General features: G+C 68.7%; 14 protein-coding genes. 5 read left to right on the top strand and 9 right to left on the bottom strand.

What is annotated here, in order from left to right; all coding sequences use genetic code 11:
* Nucleotides 1-20 precede the first annotated feature (20 nt).
* The gene (gene lipB / locus KB879_RS00495; protein WP_211980526.1) at nucleotides 21-776 is read right to left on the bottom strand and encodes a lipoyl(octanoyl) transferase LipB; all 756 of its coding nucleotides are present in this window, start codon (nucleotides 774-776) and stop codon (nucleotides 21-23) included.
* Between the two features lie 171 nt (nucleotides 777-947).
* A complete protein-coding gene (locus KB879_RS00490) occupies nucleotides 948-1316 on the bottom strand; it encodes a DUF2917 domain-containing protein (RefSeq protein ID WP_013955208.1) in 369 nt (122 codons plus the stop codon).
* A gap of 248 nt (nucleotides 1317-1564) precedes the next feature.
* Between KB879_RS00490 and KB879_RS00485 the strand changes: the two genes are divergently transcribed.
* Entirely contained in the window at nucleotides 1565-2521 is a 957-nt protein-coding gene (locus KB879_RS00485) for a transcriptional regulator GcvA (protein WP_211980525.1), read from the top strand.
* Between the two features lies 1 nt (nucleotide 2522).
* Here KB879_RS00485 and KB879_RS00480 read toward each other — a convergent pair whose 3' ends face one another.
* The 7 genes from KB879_RS00480 to KB879_RS00450 all read right to left on the bottom strand — a co-directional run bounded on the left by KB879_RS00480 (nucleotide 2523) and on the right by KB879_RS00450 (nucleotide 10629).
* Nucleotides 2523-3602, bottom strand: a complete 1080-nt coding sequence (locus KB879_RS00480; RefSeq protein ID WP_211980524.1) for a tyrosine recombinase XerC — start codon at nucleotides 3600-3602, stop codon at nucleotides 2523-2525.
* A 25-nt stretch (nucleotides 3603-3627) separates the two neighbouring features.
* On the bottom strand, nucleotides 3628-4314 hold the full coding sequence (locus tag KB879_RS00475; protein WP_010811484.1) for a DUF484 family protein: 687 nt from the start codon (nucleotides 4312-4314) through the stop codon (nucleotides 3628-3630).
* 89 nt (nucleotides 4315-4403) lie between these two features.
* Nucleotides 4404-5546 (bottom strand): rod shape-determining protein RodA, encoded by a 1143-nt coding sequence (gene rodA, locus KB879_RS00470; protein ID WP_013955205.1) that lies wholly within the window; start codon nucleotides 5544-5546, stop codon nucleotides 4404-4406.
* Nucleotides 5547-5557: 11 nt separating this feature from the next.
* On the bottom strand, nucleotides 5558-7861 hold the full coding sequence (gene mrdA / locus KB879_RS00465) for a penicillin-binding protein 2 (RefSeq protein WP_013955204.1): 2304 nt from the start codon (nucleotides 7859-7861) through the stop codon (nucleotides 5558-5560).
* 53 nt (nucleotides 7862-7914) lie between these two features.
* Nucleotides 7915-8427, bottom strand: coding sequence for a rod shape-determining protein MreD (gene mreD, locus KB879_RS00460; protein ID WP_013955203.1), 513 nt, complete (start codon nucleotides 8425-8427; stop codon nucleotides 7915-7917).
* Nucleotides 8424-9389 carry a rod shape-determining protein MreC gene (mreC, locus tag KB879_RS00455; RefSeq protein WP_013955202.1) on the bottom strand — a complete coding sequence of 322 codons (966 nt, stop codon included), beginning with the start codon at nucleotides 9387-9389 and terminating at the stop codon, nucleotides 8424-8426. The genes mreD and mreC overlap by 4 nt, the downstream gene beginning before the upstream one ends.
* Before the next feature lie 196 nt (nucleotides 9390-9585).
* Nucleotides 9586-10629 (bottom strand): rod shape-determining protein, encoded by a 1044-nt coding sequence (locus KB879_RS00450; RefSeq protein WP_008648066.1) that lies wholly within the window; start codon nucleotides 10627-10629, stop codon nucleotides 9586-9588.
* Nucleotides 10630-11231: 602 nt separating this feature from the next.
* Between KB879_RS00450 and gatC the strand changes: the two genes are divergently transcribed.
* The 4 genes from gatC to KB879_RS00430 all read left to right on the top strand — a co-directional run bounded on the left by gatC (nucleotide 11232) and on the right by KB879_RS00430 (nucleotide 14719).
* On the top strand, nucleotides 11232-11531 hold the full coding sequence (gene gatC / locus KB879_RS00445; protein ID WP_035819367.1) for an Asp-tRNA(Asn)/Glu-tRNA(Gln) amidotransferase subunit GatC: 300 nt from the start codon (nucleotides 11232-11234) through the stop codon (nucleotides 11529-11531).
* Nucleotides 11532-11622: 91 nt separating this feature from the next.
* Nucleotides 11623-13128 carry an Asp-tRNA(Asn)/Glu-tRNA(Gln) amidotransferase subunit GatA gene (gene gatA, locus KB879_RS00440; RefSeq protein WP_153954995.1) on the top strand — a complete coding sequence of 502 codons (1506 nt, stop codon included), beginning with the start codon at nucleotides 11623-11625 and terminating at the stop codon, nucleotides 13126-13128.
* Nucleotides 13125-13610, top strand: coding sequence for a hypothetical protein (locus KB879_RS00435; RefSeq protein ID WP_211980523.1), 486 nt, complete (start codon nucleotides 13125-13127; stop codon nucleotides 13608-13610). The genes gatA and KB879_RS00435 overlap by 4 nt, the downstream gene beginning before the upstream one ends.
* Before the next feature lie 17 nt (nucleotides 13611-13627).
* Nucleotides 13628-14719, top strand: coding sequence for a dienelactone hydrolase family protein (locus KB879_RS00430; protein ID WP_211980522.1), 1092 nt, complete (start codon nucleotides 13628-13630; stop codon nucleotides 14717-14719).
* The last annotated feature ends 32 nt before the right edge of the window (nucleotides 14720-14751 follow it).

The raw sequence follows: 14751 nt of genomic DNA, 5'->3' as shown, positions 1-14751 counted from the left end.
AGCGTGCATTTCGCTTTTGACTAGGAGGCCAGGGCCGTCTCACCCGGCTGCTTTGCTTCAGCCGGGGCGGCAGTTCCTTCGGCAGCCAGCGCGCGGGCTTCATGCGCTGCCAGCACCTCGCACAATGCTGCCGCCAGGCGCTGTGCGATTTCCGGTTGTTGTGCCGCGGTCACGGGCAAGGGGTCGCCGTTGGCATCCGCCGCCGCGAAGGTGGCGCCCGCGCTGGCCATGTCGACTGTTTCCAGCCCGGCATAGCCGCAGGGATTGATGCGCAGGAACGGCGACAGGTCCATCTGCACGTTGAGGCTGACGCCGTGGTAGCTGCAGCCGTTGCGGATCTTGAGGCCGAGCGCGGCAATCTTTGCGCCCTGGTGCGGCCCGTCGGACAGGTAGATGCCGGGGGCGCCGGGCTTGCGTTCGGCTGCGAGATTATACGCCGCGAGCGTGTCCAGCACCGCCTGCTCGATGCTGTGCACCAACTCGCGCACCATCAGGCGGCGGCGGCGCAGATCGAGCAACAGGTAGGCCACGACCTGGCCGGGACCGTGATATGTGATCTGCCCGCCACGATCGATCTGGACGACGGGAATCTGGTCGTCCGGGGCCAGCAGGTGCGCGGGGTCGCCCGCCTGGCCCAGGGTATAGACCGGCGGATGCTCGACCAGCCAGACCTGGTCGGGCGTCTCGGGCGTGCGTGCGGCGGTGAAGGCGCGCATCGCGTCGAAACACAGCTGATAGTCCTCGCGGCCGCGTTCGATGACTTGAATCGGATGCATGGCGAGAGTGTAACGAAAAGGGCCGGCTTGCGCCGGCCCTGCCTCGGTCACTTCTGCTGCCCGCTCAGGGCGTCAGTCCGGAGGGAATCGTCCGATGCGTCACGCGACCAGACCAGGCGCAGATGCCCGCGGTCGCGATGTGATGTGGACGATGCTCCGTCAGCCTTTGCCTCAGGATGCGGTGACCTGGTCCTGGTTCGGCGTCCACTCCGTGCCTCGAACCAGGCGGCGCAGGCTGCGGTACACCAGGTGCGGCACGTCAGCGAGCGCCAGCGCCGGGCGGCGCGCTTCCGCGATCAGGGCGAGGCGCACCGGGTGCAGCGCACGCGGGTCTACACTCAGCACCACCTCGTCACCCGAGCGCAGCAGCAGGCTGCCGCCACAACGCAGCCAGTAGTCCTCTGAATCTTTCTCGCGGGTCAGCCATACGTCGGTGCCGCGGGCCTCTTCGACATGCAGGCGCTGGGCAGCATGCACCGACAGCGTGGTGACTTCGCCAGGATTCAGTGTGAACACGGTCGTTGTGAGCACGGTTTTCATGGTGGTTCTCCGTTCAGCCGGCCTCGGCGGGAATACGCTAGGCGCAGTACGAATTCGCGGCGGGCCACCGGAACTGGCCCGGCAAGGGGACCAGGCCAGTTAAATCCTACGAATATCGCCGTGAAGTAAATAAGTACTGCGGGGGCCGGTGATGGAATATTAGTGATTGCCCGGCCACTATCAAAACGATATATTTTCCTTGTTCTTGTTAGACAAATTCACATACACACGACCGCCTGGAGACCACCATGGCCTGGAAGAGCGCCTGGGAAAAGGACCTGCCGCGCGGCTGGCACCGCGAGCTGCCGCGCCTGCCGGCGCTGACCGCGCTGCGCGCCTTCGAGGCCGCGGCGCGGCACGAGAGCTTTTCGCGCGCGGCCACGGAGCTGTTTGTCACGCACGGCGCGGTCAGCCACCAGATCCGCGCGCTGGAAGAAGAACTGGGCATGCCGCTGTTCGAGCGCCACGGCAAGCGCGTCGCGCTGACGCCGTCGGGGCGCCTGTATGCCGAGCGCGTGCGTGACGCGCTGCTGCAGATCGCCGATGCCACGCGCGCGCTGCAGGCCGGCAACCGCGACAAGCGCCTGACCATCAGCACCATGCCGTCGTTTGCCGCGCGCTGGCTGACGCCGCGCATCGGCAGCTTTATCGAGCGCCACCCGGTGCTGGATGTCGAGCTGCTATCGTCGAACACGCTGGTCAACTTTGCGCATGAGGAAGTCGATATCGCGCTGCGCATGGGCAGCGGCGACTATCCCGGCCTGTATGTGGAACGGCTGCTGGACGACGTCTTCTTCCCGGTCTGCAGCCCCGGCTTCAATGGCGGCCGCCTGCCCGAGCGGCCGCAGGACATGGCCGGCCTGCCGCTGCTGCGCGGCGAGGGCGATCCGTGGAAGCCGTGGTTCGAGGCCGCCGGGCTGGATTGGCCGGAACCGCGCAAGGGGCTGCTGCTGGAAGATTCCTCGCTGCTGCTGCAGGCCGCATCCGAAGGCCAGGGCATTGCGCTGATCCGCTCCTCGCTGGCCTACAACGACCTGCTGGCCGGGCGCGTGGTGCGGCTGTTCGATGTCAGCATCGCCTGTCCCTGGCTGCTGTACTTCGTATGCGCGCCGGGCTCATTGAACCTGCCCAAGGTGCAGGCGTTCCGCGGCTGGCTGCTGCCCGAGATCGAGCGCTTCCGCGAGGTGCTGGCGCAGTGGGAGTGAACTAGTCTTCCGACGCTTCGTCGGCGTCAGCAGGATCGGCGGCGGCGTCAGCTGCCGGCCTGGCGCGCGCCCGGCCGGCCCGCGGATGGGCCTTGTCGTAGACCTTCGCCAGGTGCTGGAAATCCAGCGCGGTATAGACCTGCGTGGTCGAGATGCTGGCATGGCCCAGCATCTCCTGCACCGCACGCAGGTCGCCCGACGACTGCAGCACGTGGGTGGCAAACGAATGCCGCAGCATATGCGGATGCACATCGGCCGGCACGCCGGCGCGCAGCGCCTGTTGCTTGAGCCGCAACTGCACCGTGCGCATCGACAGGCGCCGCCCGCGCGGGCCGAGGAACAGGGCGTGCGCATCTTCCGGCAAGGCGCCGGGGCGCAGCAGCGTGTCGCGCACCGCCAGCCAGGCGCGCAGCGCCTCGACGGCCTTGCTGCCGACCGGCACCGAGCGCTGGCGCGAACCCTTGCCGGTCACGGTGACTTCCGCCCCGGCCAGGTCGAGCCAGCCGCTGGAGCGGTAGCCGTCGGCATCGGCATAGCGCAGGTCCAGCTGCACCAGCTCGGACAGCCGCAGCCCGCTTGAATAGAACAGCTCATAGACCGCATGGTCGCGCAGTGCCTGGGCATCCGTGCCGGCAGGATGCGCGACCAGTGCCACCGCGTGTTCGACCGACAACGCCTTGGGCAGCGCGTGGCCCGAGCGCGGCGCGCGCACGCCGTCGACCGGATTCACCGTGACGCCATGGCCGTGGCGCGCCGCCCACTGGAAGAAACCGCGCCACGCCGACAATGTGCGCGCGATGCTGGTGCCGACCAGCCCGGCGCCATGCAGCCGCGCAGCAAAGTTGCGGATATGGTGGGTCTGCAGTGCCAGCAGGGCCACGCCAGGCGCATAGCGCGCCGCGTGCCCCTGCAGCACGCGCATGTCGCGGCTGTAGCTGGTCAGCGTGTGCTCAGCCAGCTTGCGGCTGCCGCGCAGCCAGTCGAGGTAGCGCGTGACCAGCGGCTCGGGTGCCGGCGGCGGGCTGTCGCTGGCAGGCGCGACATCCGCAACCACGCTGCGGGGCGGCCGGCGTGCAGTCATGGCGTCAGGCGTGGGCCGCCGCGCCTCAGTCGCGCAGCCGGTGCAGCGCGGCGCCGGCGACTTCGCCGATCTGCGACAGGTAGGCGGTGCCCATGCCTTCGTGGAAACGGCGCGGATCGGGCGAGCCCAGCACCAGCAGGCCAAAGGCGGCACCGCGCACGTCGGCACCGGCCTCGGCATCACCGGCACGCACCGGCACGCGCAGCGTCACCATCGCCAGCGAGGTGATATCGTCGCGCTCCAGCAGCCCCGCCGCCTCGAAGCCGCCGTTGCTGCCGCAGTACGGCGCACGCAGGCCTTCGGCAAAGATGCGCAGGTCTTCGCTGGCGCCCTGCGCCACTTCCATATGGACGTATTGCTCGGCCACGTCCCACAGCCTGAGCGCCACCGCCGGCACGTCGAACACCTGCTGCAGGCCGTCCTGCACCGCATAGGGCAGCGCGTGCGAATCGGCTTCGGCCAGCAGGCGCAGCTGCCAGGCATGCATGCGCTGCTGGGTGCGGTCGTTGTCATGGCCGTGGCGGACCAGGTCCGCCAGGCGCAGCTCAAGGCCCTTGTTCTTCTCGCGCAGGATTTCCATCTGGCGTTCCTGCAGCGACACGGCGCGGTGGCTGTGCGGGCTGGTCAGCTGCACCGCGGCCAGCAGCTCGGCGTGTTCTTCGAAGAATTCGGGGTGGCTCTGCAGGTAGGCGGCAACGTCTTGGGCGTTCATGGGGCGTGGACCGGTAGAGGTAAAGTGGGTGGCAGTTTAGCAAAGGGGGCCGGCGGCACAGCCGCGGCCCCCTTTTTACGCCGGCTGCGCTACGTCTGGATCAGCCGCTTCTGTCGCGAAATACTCATCAGAATGCCGATGCCCGCGCCCAGCGTCACCAGCGCGGTGCCGCCATAGCTCATCAGCGGCAGCGGCACGCCCACCACCGGCAGGATGCCGCTGACCATGCCCATGTTGACGAAGGCATAGGTGAAGAAGATCAGCGTGATCGATCCCGCCAGCAGCCGCGAGAACAGCGTCGGCGCATTGGCCGCGATAAACAGGCCGCGGAAGATCAACAGCAGATACAGCACCAGCAGCACCGCATTGCCGATCAGGCCGAACTCTTCCGAGTACACGGCGAAAATAAAGTCGGTGTGCTTTTCCGGAATGAACTCCAGGTGCGTCTGCGTGCCCTTGAGCCAGCCCTTGCCCTCGACCCCGCCGGAGCCGATGGCGATGATCGACTGGATCGTGTGGAAGCCCTTGCCCAGCGGATCGCTGGTCGGGTCCAGCAGCGTGCAGATGCGGTGCTGCTGGTAGTCATGCAGCACCGGCCAGTTCACGCCCGGCGCGCACATATCGTTCTGGAACGTGATCAGGAGCGTGACCGCCACCACCAGCAGCCCCAGCAGCGGCAGGATCAGCTTCCACGACAGGCCCGCGAAGTAGATCACGTACACGCCCGCGGCCATCACCAGCAGCGCCGTGCCCAGGTCGGGTTGCTTGGCGATCAGGCCGACCGGGATCAGCAGCAGCACCAGCGCCACCACGAAGTCGAACCACTTGACCACGCCCTCGCGCTTCTGGAAGTACCACGCCAGCATCAGCGGCATCGAGATCTTCATGATCTCGGACGGCTGGATCACCATGCCGACATAGAGCCAGCGGCGCGCGCCCTTGCGGATCAGCCCGAACATGGCCACCGCGATCAGCAGCGCCACCCCGACCGTGTAGATCGGCACCGCCACCCGCATCAGCGTCTGCGTGGGCAGGTAGGCGATCACCATCATCACCACATAAGACAGCAGGATATTGCGCAGCTGGTCCTCGACCCGGCCCGGCATGTCGATGGCGGCCGAGTACAGCGCCACGATGCCGGTGGCGAACAGCAGGAAGACGATCAGCGAGAGTGGTTTGTCAAAACCGGTCAGCGCGGTCTTGATCAGGGACAGGACGCGGCGTCGATCCATGCGCGTCTCCTTCAGCGAGTGGCGTCGGCACCGCTGGCTGCCTTGGCAGCCACGGGCTTGACGCGTGGTTTGGGCGCGGGCGCCTTGGCCGGCACGACCGGCACGGAAGCCGGCGGCACCTTCGGCTTGCTGTGGCCCAGCGCCTGCAGCATGCGTTCATCCAGCGTCTGCACGGCCGAGGCCGGTGCGATCGCGGCCGGGTCCAGCGCCGCCGCGATCGCGTCAGACGCCGCGGCGTGCGCGCCCGAGGCCGCGGCCACCGCGCTGGCGGCCGCGCCGCTGGCCGGTGCGCTGCCGCCCGACATCACGGTAGCGCTGGCGATGCTGGCAGTCTGGCCGGTGGTAAACACGCTCGGCGTGGCCACCGGCGGGCGGCCCGCCATGCGCTCGGCTTCCGGCGGCGCGATGGCTTCCAGCTCTGCCGGCCATTTGCCGGTCAGGTAGTAGTCCATCACCTTGCGCGCGATCGGCGCGGCCACCGCGGCGCCGAAGCCGGCGTTCTCGACGATCAGCGCAATCGCGATCCTCGGGTTGTCCGCTGGCGCGAAGGCCGTGTACAGCGAGTGGTCGCGCTTGCGCTCGTCCAGCGCGTGGTGGTTGTACTTCTCGCCCTTGCCCAGGCTGTAGGTCTGCGCGGTGCCGGTCTTGCCCGCCGATTCATAGGCCGCACCGGCGAACACGCGCGCGGCCGTGCCGGAGTGCGTCACCGCCACCATGGCGCGCTTGATCACGTCGATATCGGCCTGCTTGAGCGGAATGCGATAGCTTTCCTTTGGCACCGTCAGCGTGCGCTTGCGCGTGACCGCGTCTTCCACGGCCTTGACCAGGTGGGGCTTCATCACGCTGCCGTTGTTGACGATGACCGAGGTGGCCTGCGCCAGCTGCAGGATGGTGAAGCTGTTGTAGCCCTGCCCGATGCCCAGCGAGATGGTCTCGCCGTCGTACCACTTCTGCTGCTCGGGCTTGCGGTACGCGCGGCGCTTCCAGTCGGTCGACGGCAGGATGCCGCGGCTTTCGCCCTCGATGTCGATGCCGGTGATCTGGCCGAAGCCGAGCGGCTTCATGAAGTCATGGATGCCGTTGACGCCCATGTCGCGCGCCAGCGCGTAGTAGTAGGTGTCGCACGATTGCACAATCGAGCTGTGCATGTCGACCCAGCCGTGGCCGCCCGGCTTGTCGTCGCGGAAGGTATGGTTGCCCAGCGTGAAGAAGCCGGGATCGTGCATGCCCCAGGCCGCGGTGCGCTTGCCGGTGGTCAGCGCCGCCAGCGCCATGAACGGCTTGTAGGTCGAGCCGGGCGGGTAGGTGCCCCTGAGGGGCCGGTTCAGGAGCGGCTTGTCGGGCGAGTTGTTGAGCTCGTTCCAGGTATTGGTGTCGATGCCTTCGACGAACAGATTGGGGTCGTAGGTCGGCTTGGAGACAAAGGCCAGGATGTCGCCGGTGGCCGGCTCGATCGCTACCAGCGCGCCGCGGCGGTCGCCGTAGAGCGCCTCGGCCAGCTGCTGCAGGCGGATGTCGAGCGACAGGATCAGGTTGTTGCCGGGCGTGGCGGGTGAGGTCGAAAGCGTGCGGATGGGGCGCCCGCCCGCGCTCACTTCCACTTCCTCGAAACCGGTCAGTCCGTGCAGCTCGCTCTCGTAGCTCTGCTCCAGGCCGATCTTGCCGATGTAGTTGGTGCCCTTGTAGTTGTCGGCATCCTTGCGCGGATCGTACTTGGCGCCCTCGGCATCGTTGGCCTCGTCCATGGCCTCGATGCGTTCCTGGTCGCGCTGCGAGATGCGGCCGAGGTAGCCGATCACGTGCGAGGCCGACTCGCCCAGCGGGTACTGGCGGAACAGCCGCGCGCGCACGTCCACGCCCGGGAAGCGAAAGCGCTGCGCGGAAAAGCGCGCCACTTCCTCGTCGGTCAGCTGGCTGCGGATCGGCAGGCTTTCAAAGCTGCGCGACTCTTCCATCAGCCGCTTGAAGCGGCGCCGGTCGCGCGGCTGGATATCCACCAGCCCGGACAGGCTCTCGATGGTGTTGTCCAGCGTATCGGTCAGCTTGGACGGCGTGATCTCCAGCGTGTACGCCGAATAATTGCGCGCCAGCACGAGCCCGTTGCGGTCCATGATGATGCCGCGGTTGGGCTCGATCGGCGCCACCGAGATGCGGTTGTCCTCGGCCTTGGCCGAGTACTGGTCATGCTTGTACCACTGCAGCCACAGGAAGCGCGTGAACAGCAGGCCAAAGCAGATCACCGTGAACAGGGCCGCAGCCGCCACGCGGATGCGGAAGCGGCCGATTTCCAGTTCGACGTTGCGGATTTCGGTCATGGTACTGCGTAGGCCAGGGATGAGCGTTTAGGTGCGGTCAGATGCGTGCGGCGTCAGATCGGACGCGTCTCGTCGACATCGCTCGAACGGCGCTGCGGCGCCAGCAGCAGGCTGGTGGCCAGCGGCCACAGCAGCGCCTCGATCGCCGGCGCCAGCAACAGTGGCCAGCCCGGCAGCGGCGCGCCCATGGCCAGCCGGATCAGCACCGGCACCGCATGCACGATGAACAGCAGCGGCAGCACGTGCAGCGCCTGGGTATAGACGGTGAACCACAGCACGCGGCGGTGGATGGTGATAGCAAAGTAGGCCAGCAGGGTGTAGGCCAGCGCGTGCTCGCCCAGCAGCCGGGCATCGTGCACGTCCATCAGCAGGCCCAGCAGGAAGGCCACGCCCATGCCCACCTTGCGCGGCTGGTGAATGTTCCAGAACACCAGCACCAGCGCCACCATGTCGGGGACCCACAGCGTGGTGCCCCAGGGCATCAGGTTGAACAGGAACGCCAGCACGAAGCTGAAGGCGATAAAGGCGGGATTGACCGGCCGCAGCAGGTATTGGGGATTGGTCACCGTGGTGCCTCCTTGGCGGGCGCGGCCTTGGCAGCCGCCGCGCTGTCGGCGGCTGCGCGCGCCGCGGCGGACTTGGCGCCCCTGACCGGCGCCTCCGGCTTGGCCTCGACCGTTTCGCGCGCGGGGATGGCCGCGTCGTAGCGCACCACCAGCAGCTGGCGGTGCGCGCGCACGCCGGCCACCGGCTCGCAGTACACGCGCGAGAACGCGGTATCGGCCTTGCGCTCGATATGGATGATCTTTGCCACCGGCAGGCCCGGCGGGTAGGTGCCGTCCAGGCCAGAGGTCACCAGCAGGTCGCCCTGCTGCAGGTCGGCGGCGGCGGCCATGAAGCGCAGGTCCAGCTGGCCCGCGCGCGCGCCGCCGAAGGCCACGCTGCGCAGGCCGTTGCGCACCACCTGCACGGGGATGGCCTGGTCCTTGTCGGTCAGCAGCGTCACCTCGGACTGGAACGGCGACACGCGCGTGACCTGCCCCACCACGCCGCGCTCGTCGATCACCGGGTAGCCGGCACGCAGGCCGTGCTGGCTGCCCTTGTCGATCACGATGCGCTGGCTGTAGGGATCGCGCGCGTCATACAGGATCTCGGCAGCCGTCACCGGCGTGGCCGACTGCTGCGCCAGCCCGAGCAGCTTGCGCAGCTGGTTGTTCTCGGACTCAAGCTGCGCCTGGCGCACCGCGGCCTGGGCCTGCTGCACGGCGTTCTGGCGCAGTTCGCGGTTCTCGGTGGCGAGCATCGCCGACGACTGCGCGTAGTCGAACATCGTGCGCAGCGCGTCGCGCGGTGTCAGCACCAGGCGTTCGACCGGCATCAGCACGGTGGCGGCAACCTGGCGGCCCACGCTGAGCGCGTCGAAACGGGCATCGACCACCAGCAGCGCCAGCGCGATGGTCACGTACAGGACCAGCCTGGCGACTGCCGAGGTGCCTTGCTTGAAGAGCGGCGGAGGGGAGTAATCCATTTACCCGAACAAAGGCCGGAGCCCACGCGGAAACGCCCCGCCGCCCGCCGTGCCGCGCCCGAGGCCCTTGCGGGGACGGGAGCGGCACAGTCGGGCGGCGGGAGCTGCCGGGGCCTGGCCCCGGCGGGTGAGGCGCCGCGACACCGCCCTGATCGCTGGATCCGGCAGGCCGCGCATCGCCACGTGAGCGTCCTTCTTACTCGTAGGAGAAGATGCTGCCGAGCTTGTCCATGCGTTCCAGCGCCATGCCGGAGCCGCGCACCACGCAGGTCAGCGGGTCTTCGGCCACCAGCACCGGCAGGCCGGTTTCTTCGGCCAGCAGGCGGTCCAGGTCGCGCAGCAGCGCGCCGCCGCCGGTCAGCATCATGCCGCGCTCGGCGATGTCGGCGCCCAGTTCGGGCGGGGTCTGTTCCAGCGCGATCTTCACCGCCGACACGATCTGGTTGAGCGGATCGGTCAGGGCTTCCAGGATTTCGTTGGAAGACACCGTGAAGGCGCGCGGGATGCCTTCGGACAGGTTGCGGCCCTTGACTTCCATCTCGCGGACCTCGGAGCCCGGGAAGGCCGAGCCGATTTCCTTCTTGATGGCTTCGGCGGTCTGTTCGCCGATCAGCATGCCGTAGTTGCGGCGGATGTAGTTGACGATGGCCTCGTCGAACTTGTCGCCGCCCACGCGCACCGAACCCTTGTAGACCATGCCGCCCAGCGAGATGATGCCCACCTCGGTGGTGCCGCCGCCGATATCCACCACCATCGAGCCCGACGGCTCCGACACCGGCAGGCCGGCGCCGATCGCGGCCGACATCGGCTCCTCGATCAGGTACACCTGGCTGGCGCCGGCGCCCAGCGCCGATTCGCGGATGGCGCGGCGCTCGACCTGGGTCGAGCCGCACGGCACGCAGATGATGATGCGCGGGCTCGGACGCAGCAGCTTGCTGTCGTGCACCATCTTGATGAATTGCTTGAGCATCTGCTCGGTGACGGTGAAGTCGGCGATCACGCCGTCCTTCATCGGGCGGATCGCCTCGATATTGCCCGGCACCTTGCCCAGCATCTGCTTGGCTTCCTTGCCCACCGCCGTGATGGTTTTCTTGGCGTTGGGGCCGCCTTCCTGGCGGATCGCGACGACCGAGGGCTCGTCCAGCACGATGCCCTTGTCGCGCATGTAGATCAGCGTATTGGCGGTGCCGAGGTCGATCGCCAGGTCGTTGGAGAAGTAGCTGCGGAGAAATCCGAACATCAGGAATCCTGTCTGTGGTGGTGTTCGCGGGTAGGCGAAGCGGCCGGCACCGCGGGCGGTCCGGCCACGAAATACGTTGTGTTGAATACGGAATGGTTCCCGGCTTCCCGGTCCGCCCGCCGTCCGGCACGGGGCCTGCCCGGGCCGGGATGGGATTGGGAACGGCACCGCCGGCGCACTGTTCGCGCCGGCACTACGGGAACCTTTGATTAGACCCCGCGGAAAAGTTCGCGGAAATGTGCAGGCACCGGCGCACAATGTCGTTGACATGCGACATGCGCTGGCCGGTTGCAGAGGCCTAATCAGAGGACCCAGGTTCGCCCTTCGGGCGCCTGTGGATGCCAGGCGCAGGCGTGCCGGCCAACGGCCGCTTTGCGGCCATGTGACGTGGGCGTTGCCAAGGGTCGGTAACTCGCAATGATACCTTATAATTCCTGCTGCTTCGGGCGTTTACGGCCTGAAAATACCTGTAATTCCGACGACTCCGGGGCGCCACTCCGGCGCCCCCGGTCAGGCCACGGGCCGTGCGACTCAGCCGCCCCATGAGCCAGCCGCCGGCGCAGCCCGCGCCCCCCGCATCCGAGCATCCGAACCACCACGCCATGGCCCTCGCTCTATCCGACGTCAAGCGCATCGCCCACCTGGCCCGCATCGAAACCAGCGATGACGAGGCCGCCCAGACGCTTGCGCAGCTGAACAACTTTTTCTCACTGGTCGAGCAGATGCAGGCGGTCGACACCACCGGCATCGAGCCGCTGGCCCACCCGCTGTCTGCCGTGCGCGACATGGTCCAGCGCCTGCGCGAGGACGTGGTCACCGAATCCGACCGCCGCGCCGACTACCAGCGCCCCGCGCCGGCCACCGAAGACGGCCTGTACCTGGTGCCCAAGGTCATCGAATGACCGCCGCCCGGCCCGGACCCGACGCACCCGTGCATGCCTGTCCGCCGCCGGCCACCCGCCAGTACGCTACCCCTGATGCCAACCGACTGTCATGCCCTTTTCCGCTGATTCCGTGACCTCCCTGCGCCAGCTTGCCGATGCGCTGGCCGCGCGCTCCGTCTCCGCCGAGGAACTCGCGCGCGAGTACCTGGCCCGCATCGAGCAGGCCGCCGCGCTCAACGCCTTTATCCACGTCGATGCCGAGCGCACCCTGGCCCAGGCGCGCGCCGCCGATGAACGCCGCGCCCGCGGCGAGGCCGCGCCGCTGACCGGCGTGCCGATCGCGCACAAGGACGTGTTCGTCACGCGTGGCTGGCGTGCCACCGCCGGCTCGAAGATGCTGGGCAACTATGAAAGCCCGTTCGACGCCACCGTGGTCGAACGCATGGGCGCGGCCGGCATGGTCACGCTGGGCAAGACCAATATGGACGAGTTCGCGATGGGCTCGTCCAACGAGAACTCGCATTTCGGCCCGGTGCGCAACCCGTGGGACACCAGCCGCGTGCCCGGCGGCTCGTCGGGCGGCTCGGCCGCAGCAGTCGCTGCGGGCCTGGCCCCCGCCGCCACCGGCACCGACACCGGCGGCTCGATCCGCCAGCCGGCGTCGTTCTCGGGTATCACCGGCATCAAGCCGACCTACGGCCGCGTGTCGCGCTACGGCATGATCGCCTTCGCCTCGTCGCTGGACCAGGCCGGCCCGATGGCCCATAGCGCCGAAGACTGCGCGCTGCTGCTCAACGCCATGGCCGGCTTCGACCCCAGGGACTCCACCAGCATCACGCCCGCGCAGGGCGGCGTGGACGAGGACTACACCCGGCTGCTGGGCCAGCCGCGCGCCGGCGCCACCGCCGAGCGCCCGCTGGCCGGCCTGCGCATCGGCCTGCCGAAGGAATACTTCGGCAAGGGCCTGTCGGCCGACGTCGAGCAGGCCGTGCGCGCTGCGCTGGCCGAGTATGAAAAGCTGGGCGCCACGCTGGTCGAGGTGACGCTGCCCAAGACCGAGCTGTCGATCCCGGTGTACTACGTGATCGCGCCGGCCGAGGCCTCTTCCAACCTGTCGCGCTTTGACGGCGTGCGCTACGGCCACCGCGCGGCCGAATACCGCGACCTGCTCGACATGTACAAGAAGAGCCGCGCCGAAGGCTTCGGCGCCGAGGTCAAGCGCCGCATCATGGTCGGCACCTATGTGCTGTCGCACGGCTACTACGACGCCTACTACCTGCAGGCGCAGAAGATCCGCCGCATCATCGCCGACGACTTCCAGCGCGCCTTCGCCCAGTGCGACGTGATCATGGGGCCGGTGGCGCCGACGGTGGCGTGGAAGCTGGGCGAGAAGACCTCGGACCCGGTGCAGATGTACCTGGCCGACATCTTCACGCTGTCCACCAGCCTGGCCGGCCTGCCCGGCATGAGCGTGCCGTGCGGCTTCGGCGAAGCCGGCATGCCGGTGGGCCTGCAGCTGATCGGCAACTACTTCGACGAAGCACGCCTGCTGCAGACCGCGCACGCGTTCCAGCAGGCGACCGACTGGCACCTGCGCCGTCCGGGCAAGGCATGAACATGACCGCACGCTCCTCGCTGACCCTGCGCCTGATGGCCGTGGCCGCGCTCGCCGCGGCGGTGGCCGGCTGCATCCCGCTGCCGGGCGGGCTGGGACGGCCCGCGCCTCCGGCTCCGATCGCCAGCCGCAACATCGACCTGGCCGGCGATTGCCGCCGCACCGAGGAAGACGGTTTCCGAGAAGATGCCCAGCTGCGCGTGTCGGACAACAGCGTGCAGCAGCTGTCGTGGAAGCTGTGGGTAGGCAAGCGCGGCTCGTGCAGCTTCAACCTGGCGGACTTCCGCCAGGTCCAGAAGAAGCCGCATATCGAGCTGCGCGCCAATGACGGCAGCGGCTGCAAGCTGATGGTCTGGCAGGACCCGCGCCGCGTCACGCTGGCGCACGCCAATTGCCAGCAGCGCTGCACCCCCGGCATCTACGAAGAAGCCTGGCCCGTGATGTTCGAGCCGGGCAGCGGCGCCTGCGCCCGCACGCGCTGAAGCCACCGAAGCCAGTCATGACCCACGCACCCGCCACCCCGCAACGCTCACTGTGCGCCGCCCGCCCGGCGGTGGCGGTGCTGCGCGCCGTGGTGGCACTGGGGCTGGGCGCATGGCTGGCCGGCGCATCCGCGCATACACCGGACCTGCCCGCCCCCGCGCTGGCACAGCCGGCGCCGCTGACGCCTGCCGGCGTGCTGGCGCCGAATGCGGTGAGCCGGGCCGCGCCAGGGTCTGCGGTAACCGCATCCGTGCCCGCGCAGCGCGTCGAGCTGCGCGGCGATGCGGCCACGCCCGCGCTAACTGCCTACTGGTTCCTGCCGCGCGAAGGCATCAGCCAGCGCGCACTGCCCGTGGTAGTGGCATTGCACGGCTGCGGCGGCCTGCTGTCCGCGCGCCCCTCGCGCGCGAGCGCGGCAGGCGCCGCGGGAACCGACAAGGCGGACGTTTCCGGACTGCTGCAGCAACGCTACCGCGAATACGCACACTGGCTGACCGAGCGCGGCTATGCCGTGCTGATGCCCGACAGCTTCAGCGCGCGCGGCAGGCCCCACGGCATCTGCTCCGACCCCATCGACACGCGCGGCATCGACGACCGCACGCGCCGCGCCGATGCGCTGGCCGCACTGCGCTGGGTGGCGCAGCAGCCGGCGGTCGACACCGCGCGCATCGTGCTGCTGGGCTGGTCCAATGGCGCACAGGCGGTGCTGGCCACCGTCGATGCCAGCCGCCCGTGGCCGGCCGGCACGCCCCAGGTGGAGCGCGCCGTGGCGTTCTACCCGGGCTGCAAGCGCGCGGTGCAGCAGCACAACTACCGCCTGCGCGCGCCGATGCTGCTGATGATCGGCGGCGCCGACGACTGGACGCCCGCCACCCGCTGCGCCATGCTCCAGAGCGCGGTGCTGGCGCGCCAGCCGGGCGCGCGCTTCCGGCTGGAGATCTACCCGGGCGCCTACCACGGCTTTGACGGCACCAGCGAGCTGCATATGCGCCGCGACGTGCCGGCAGGCATACGCAAGACCCAGGGCGTCACCGTCGGCGGCGATGCGGTTGCCCGCGTGGCCGCGCTGGCCCAGCTCGACTCATGGCTTGCCAGCCCCGACCCTTGAGGACTGGGGCAAGACCAGACTGAACCCCGGAG

Origin of the sequence: Cupriavidus sp. KK10 (assembly GCF_018223725.1) — a bacterium.
Taxonomy (GTDB): domain Bacteria; phylum Pseudomonadota; class Gammaproteobacteria; order Burkholderiales; family Burkholderiaceae; genus Cupriavidus; species Cupriavidus necator.
The sequence above is the reverse complement of the archived record's forward strand: the minus strand, read 5'-3'. Positions and strand labels throughout refer to the sequence as shown.

Excerpts from the sequence above, each read along its gene's own strand:
- lipB (WP_211980526.1), bottom strand. The coding sequence starts at position 776 with ATGCATCCGATTCAAGTCATCGAACGCGGCCGCGAGGACTATCAGCTG.
- KB879_RS00490 (WP_013955208.1), bottom strand. The coding sequence starts at position 1,316 with ATGAAAACCGTGCTCACAACGACCGTGTTCACACTGAATCCTGGCGAA.
- KB879_RS00485 (WP_211980525.1), top strand. The coding sequence starts at position 1,565 with ATGGCCTGGAAGAGCGCCTGGGAAAAGGACCTGCCGCGCGGCTGGCAC.
- KB879_RS00480 (WP_211980524.1), bottom strand. The coding sequence starts at position 3,602 with ATGACTGCACGCCGGCCGCCCCGCAGCGTGGTTGCGGATGTCGCGCCT.
- KB879_RS00475 (WP_010811484.1), bottom strand. The coding sequence starts at position 4,314 with ATGAACGCCCAAGACGTTGCCGCCTACCTGCAGAGCCACCCCGAATTC.
- rodA (WP_013955205.1), bottom strand. The coding sequence starts at position 5,546 with ATGGATCGACGCCGCGTCCTGTCCCTGATCAAGACCGCGCTGACCGGT.
- mrdA (WP_013955204.1), bottom strand. The coding sequence starts at position 7,861 with ATGACCGAAATCCGCAACGTCGAACTGGAAATCGGCCGCTTCCGCATC.
- mreC (WP_013955202.1), bottom strand. The coding sequence starts at position 9,389 with ATGGATTACTCCCCTCCGCCGCTCTTCAAGCAAGGCACCTCGGCAGTC.
- KB879_RS00450 (WP_008648066.1), bottom strand. The coding sequence starts at position 10,629 with ATGTTCGGATTTCTCCGCAGCTACTTCTCCAACGACCTGGCGATCGAC.
- gatC (WP_035819367.1), top strand. The coding sequence starts at position 11,232 with ATGGCCCTCGCTCTATCCGACGTCAAGCGCATCGCCCACCTGGCCCGC.
- gatA (WP_153954995.1), top strand. The coding sequence starts at position 11,623 with ATGCCCTTTTCCGCTGATTCCGTGACCTCCCTGCGCCAGCTTGCCGAT.
- KB879_RS00435 (WP_211980523.1), top strand. The coding sequence starts at position 13,125 with ATGAACATGACCGCACGCTCCTCGCTGACCCTGCGCCTGATGGCCGTG.
- KB879_RS00430 (WP_211980522.1), top strand. The coding sequence starts at position 13,628 with ATGACCCACGCACCCGCCACCCCGCAACGCTCACTGTGCGCCGCCCGC.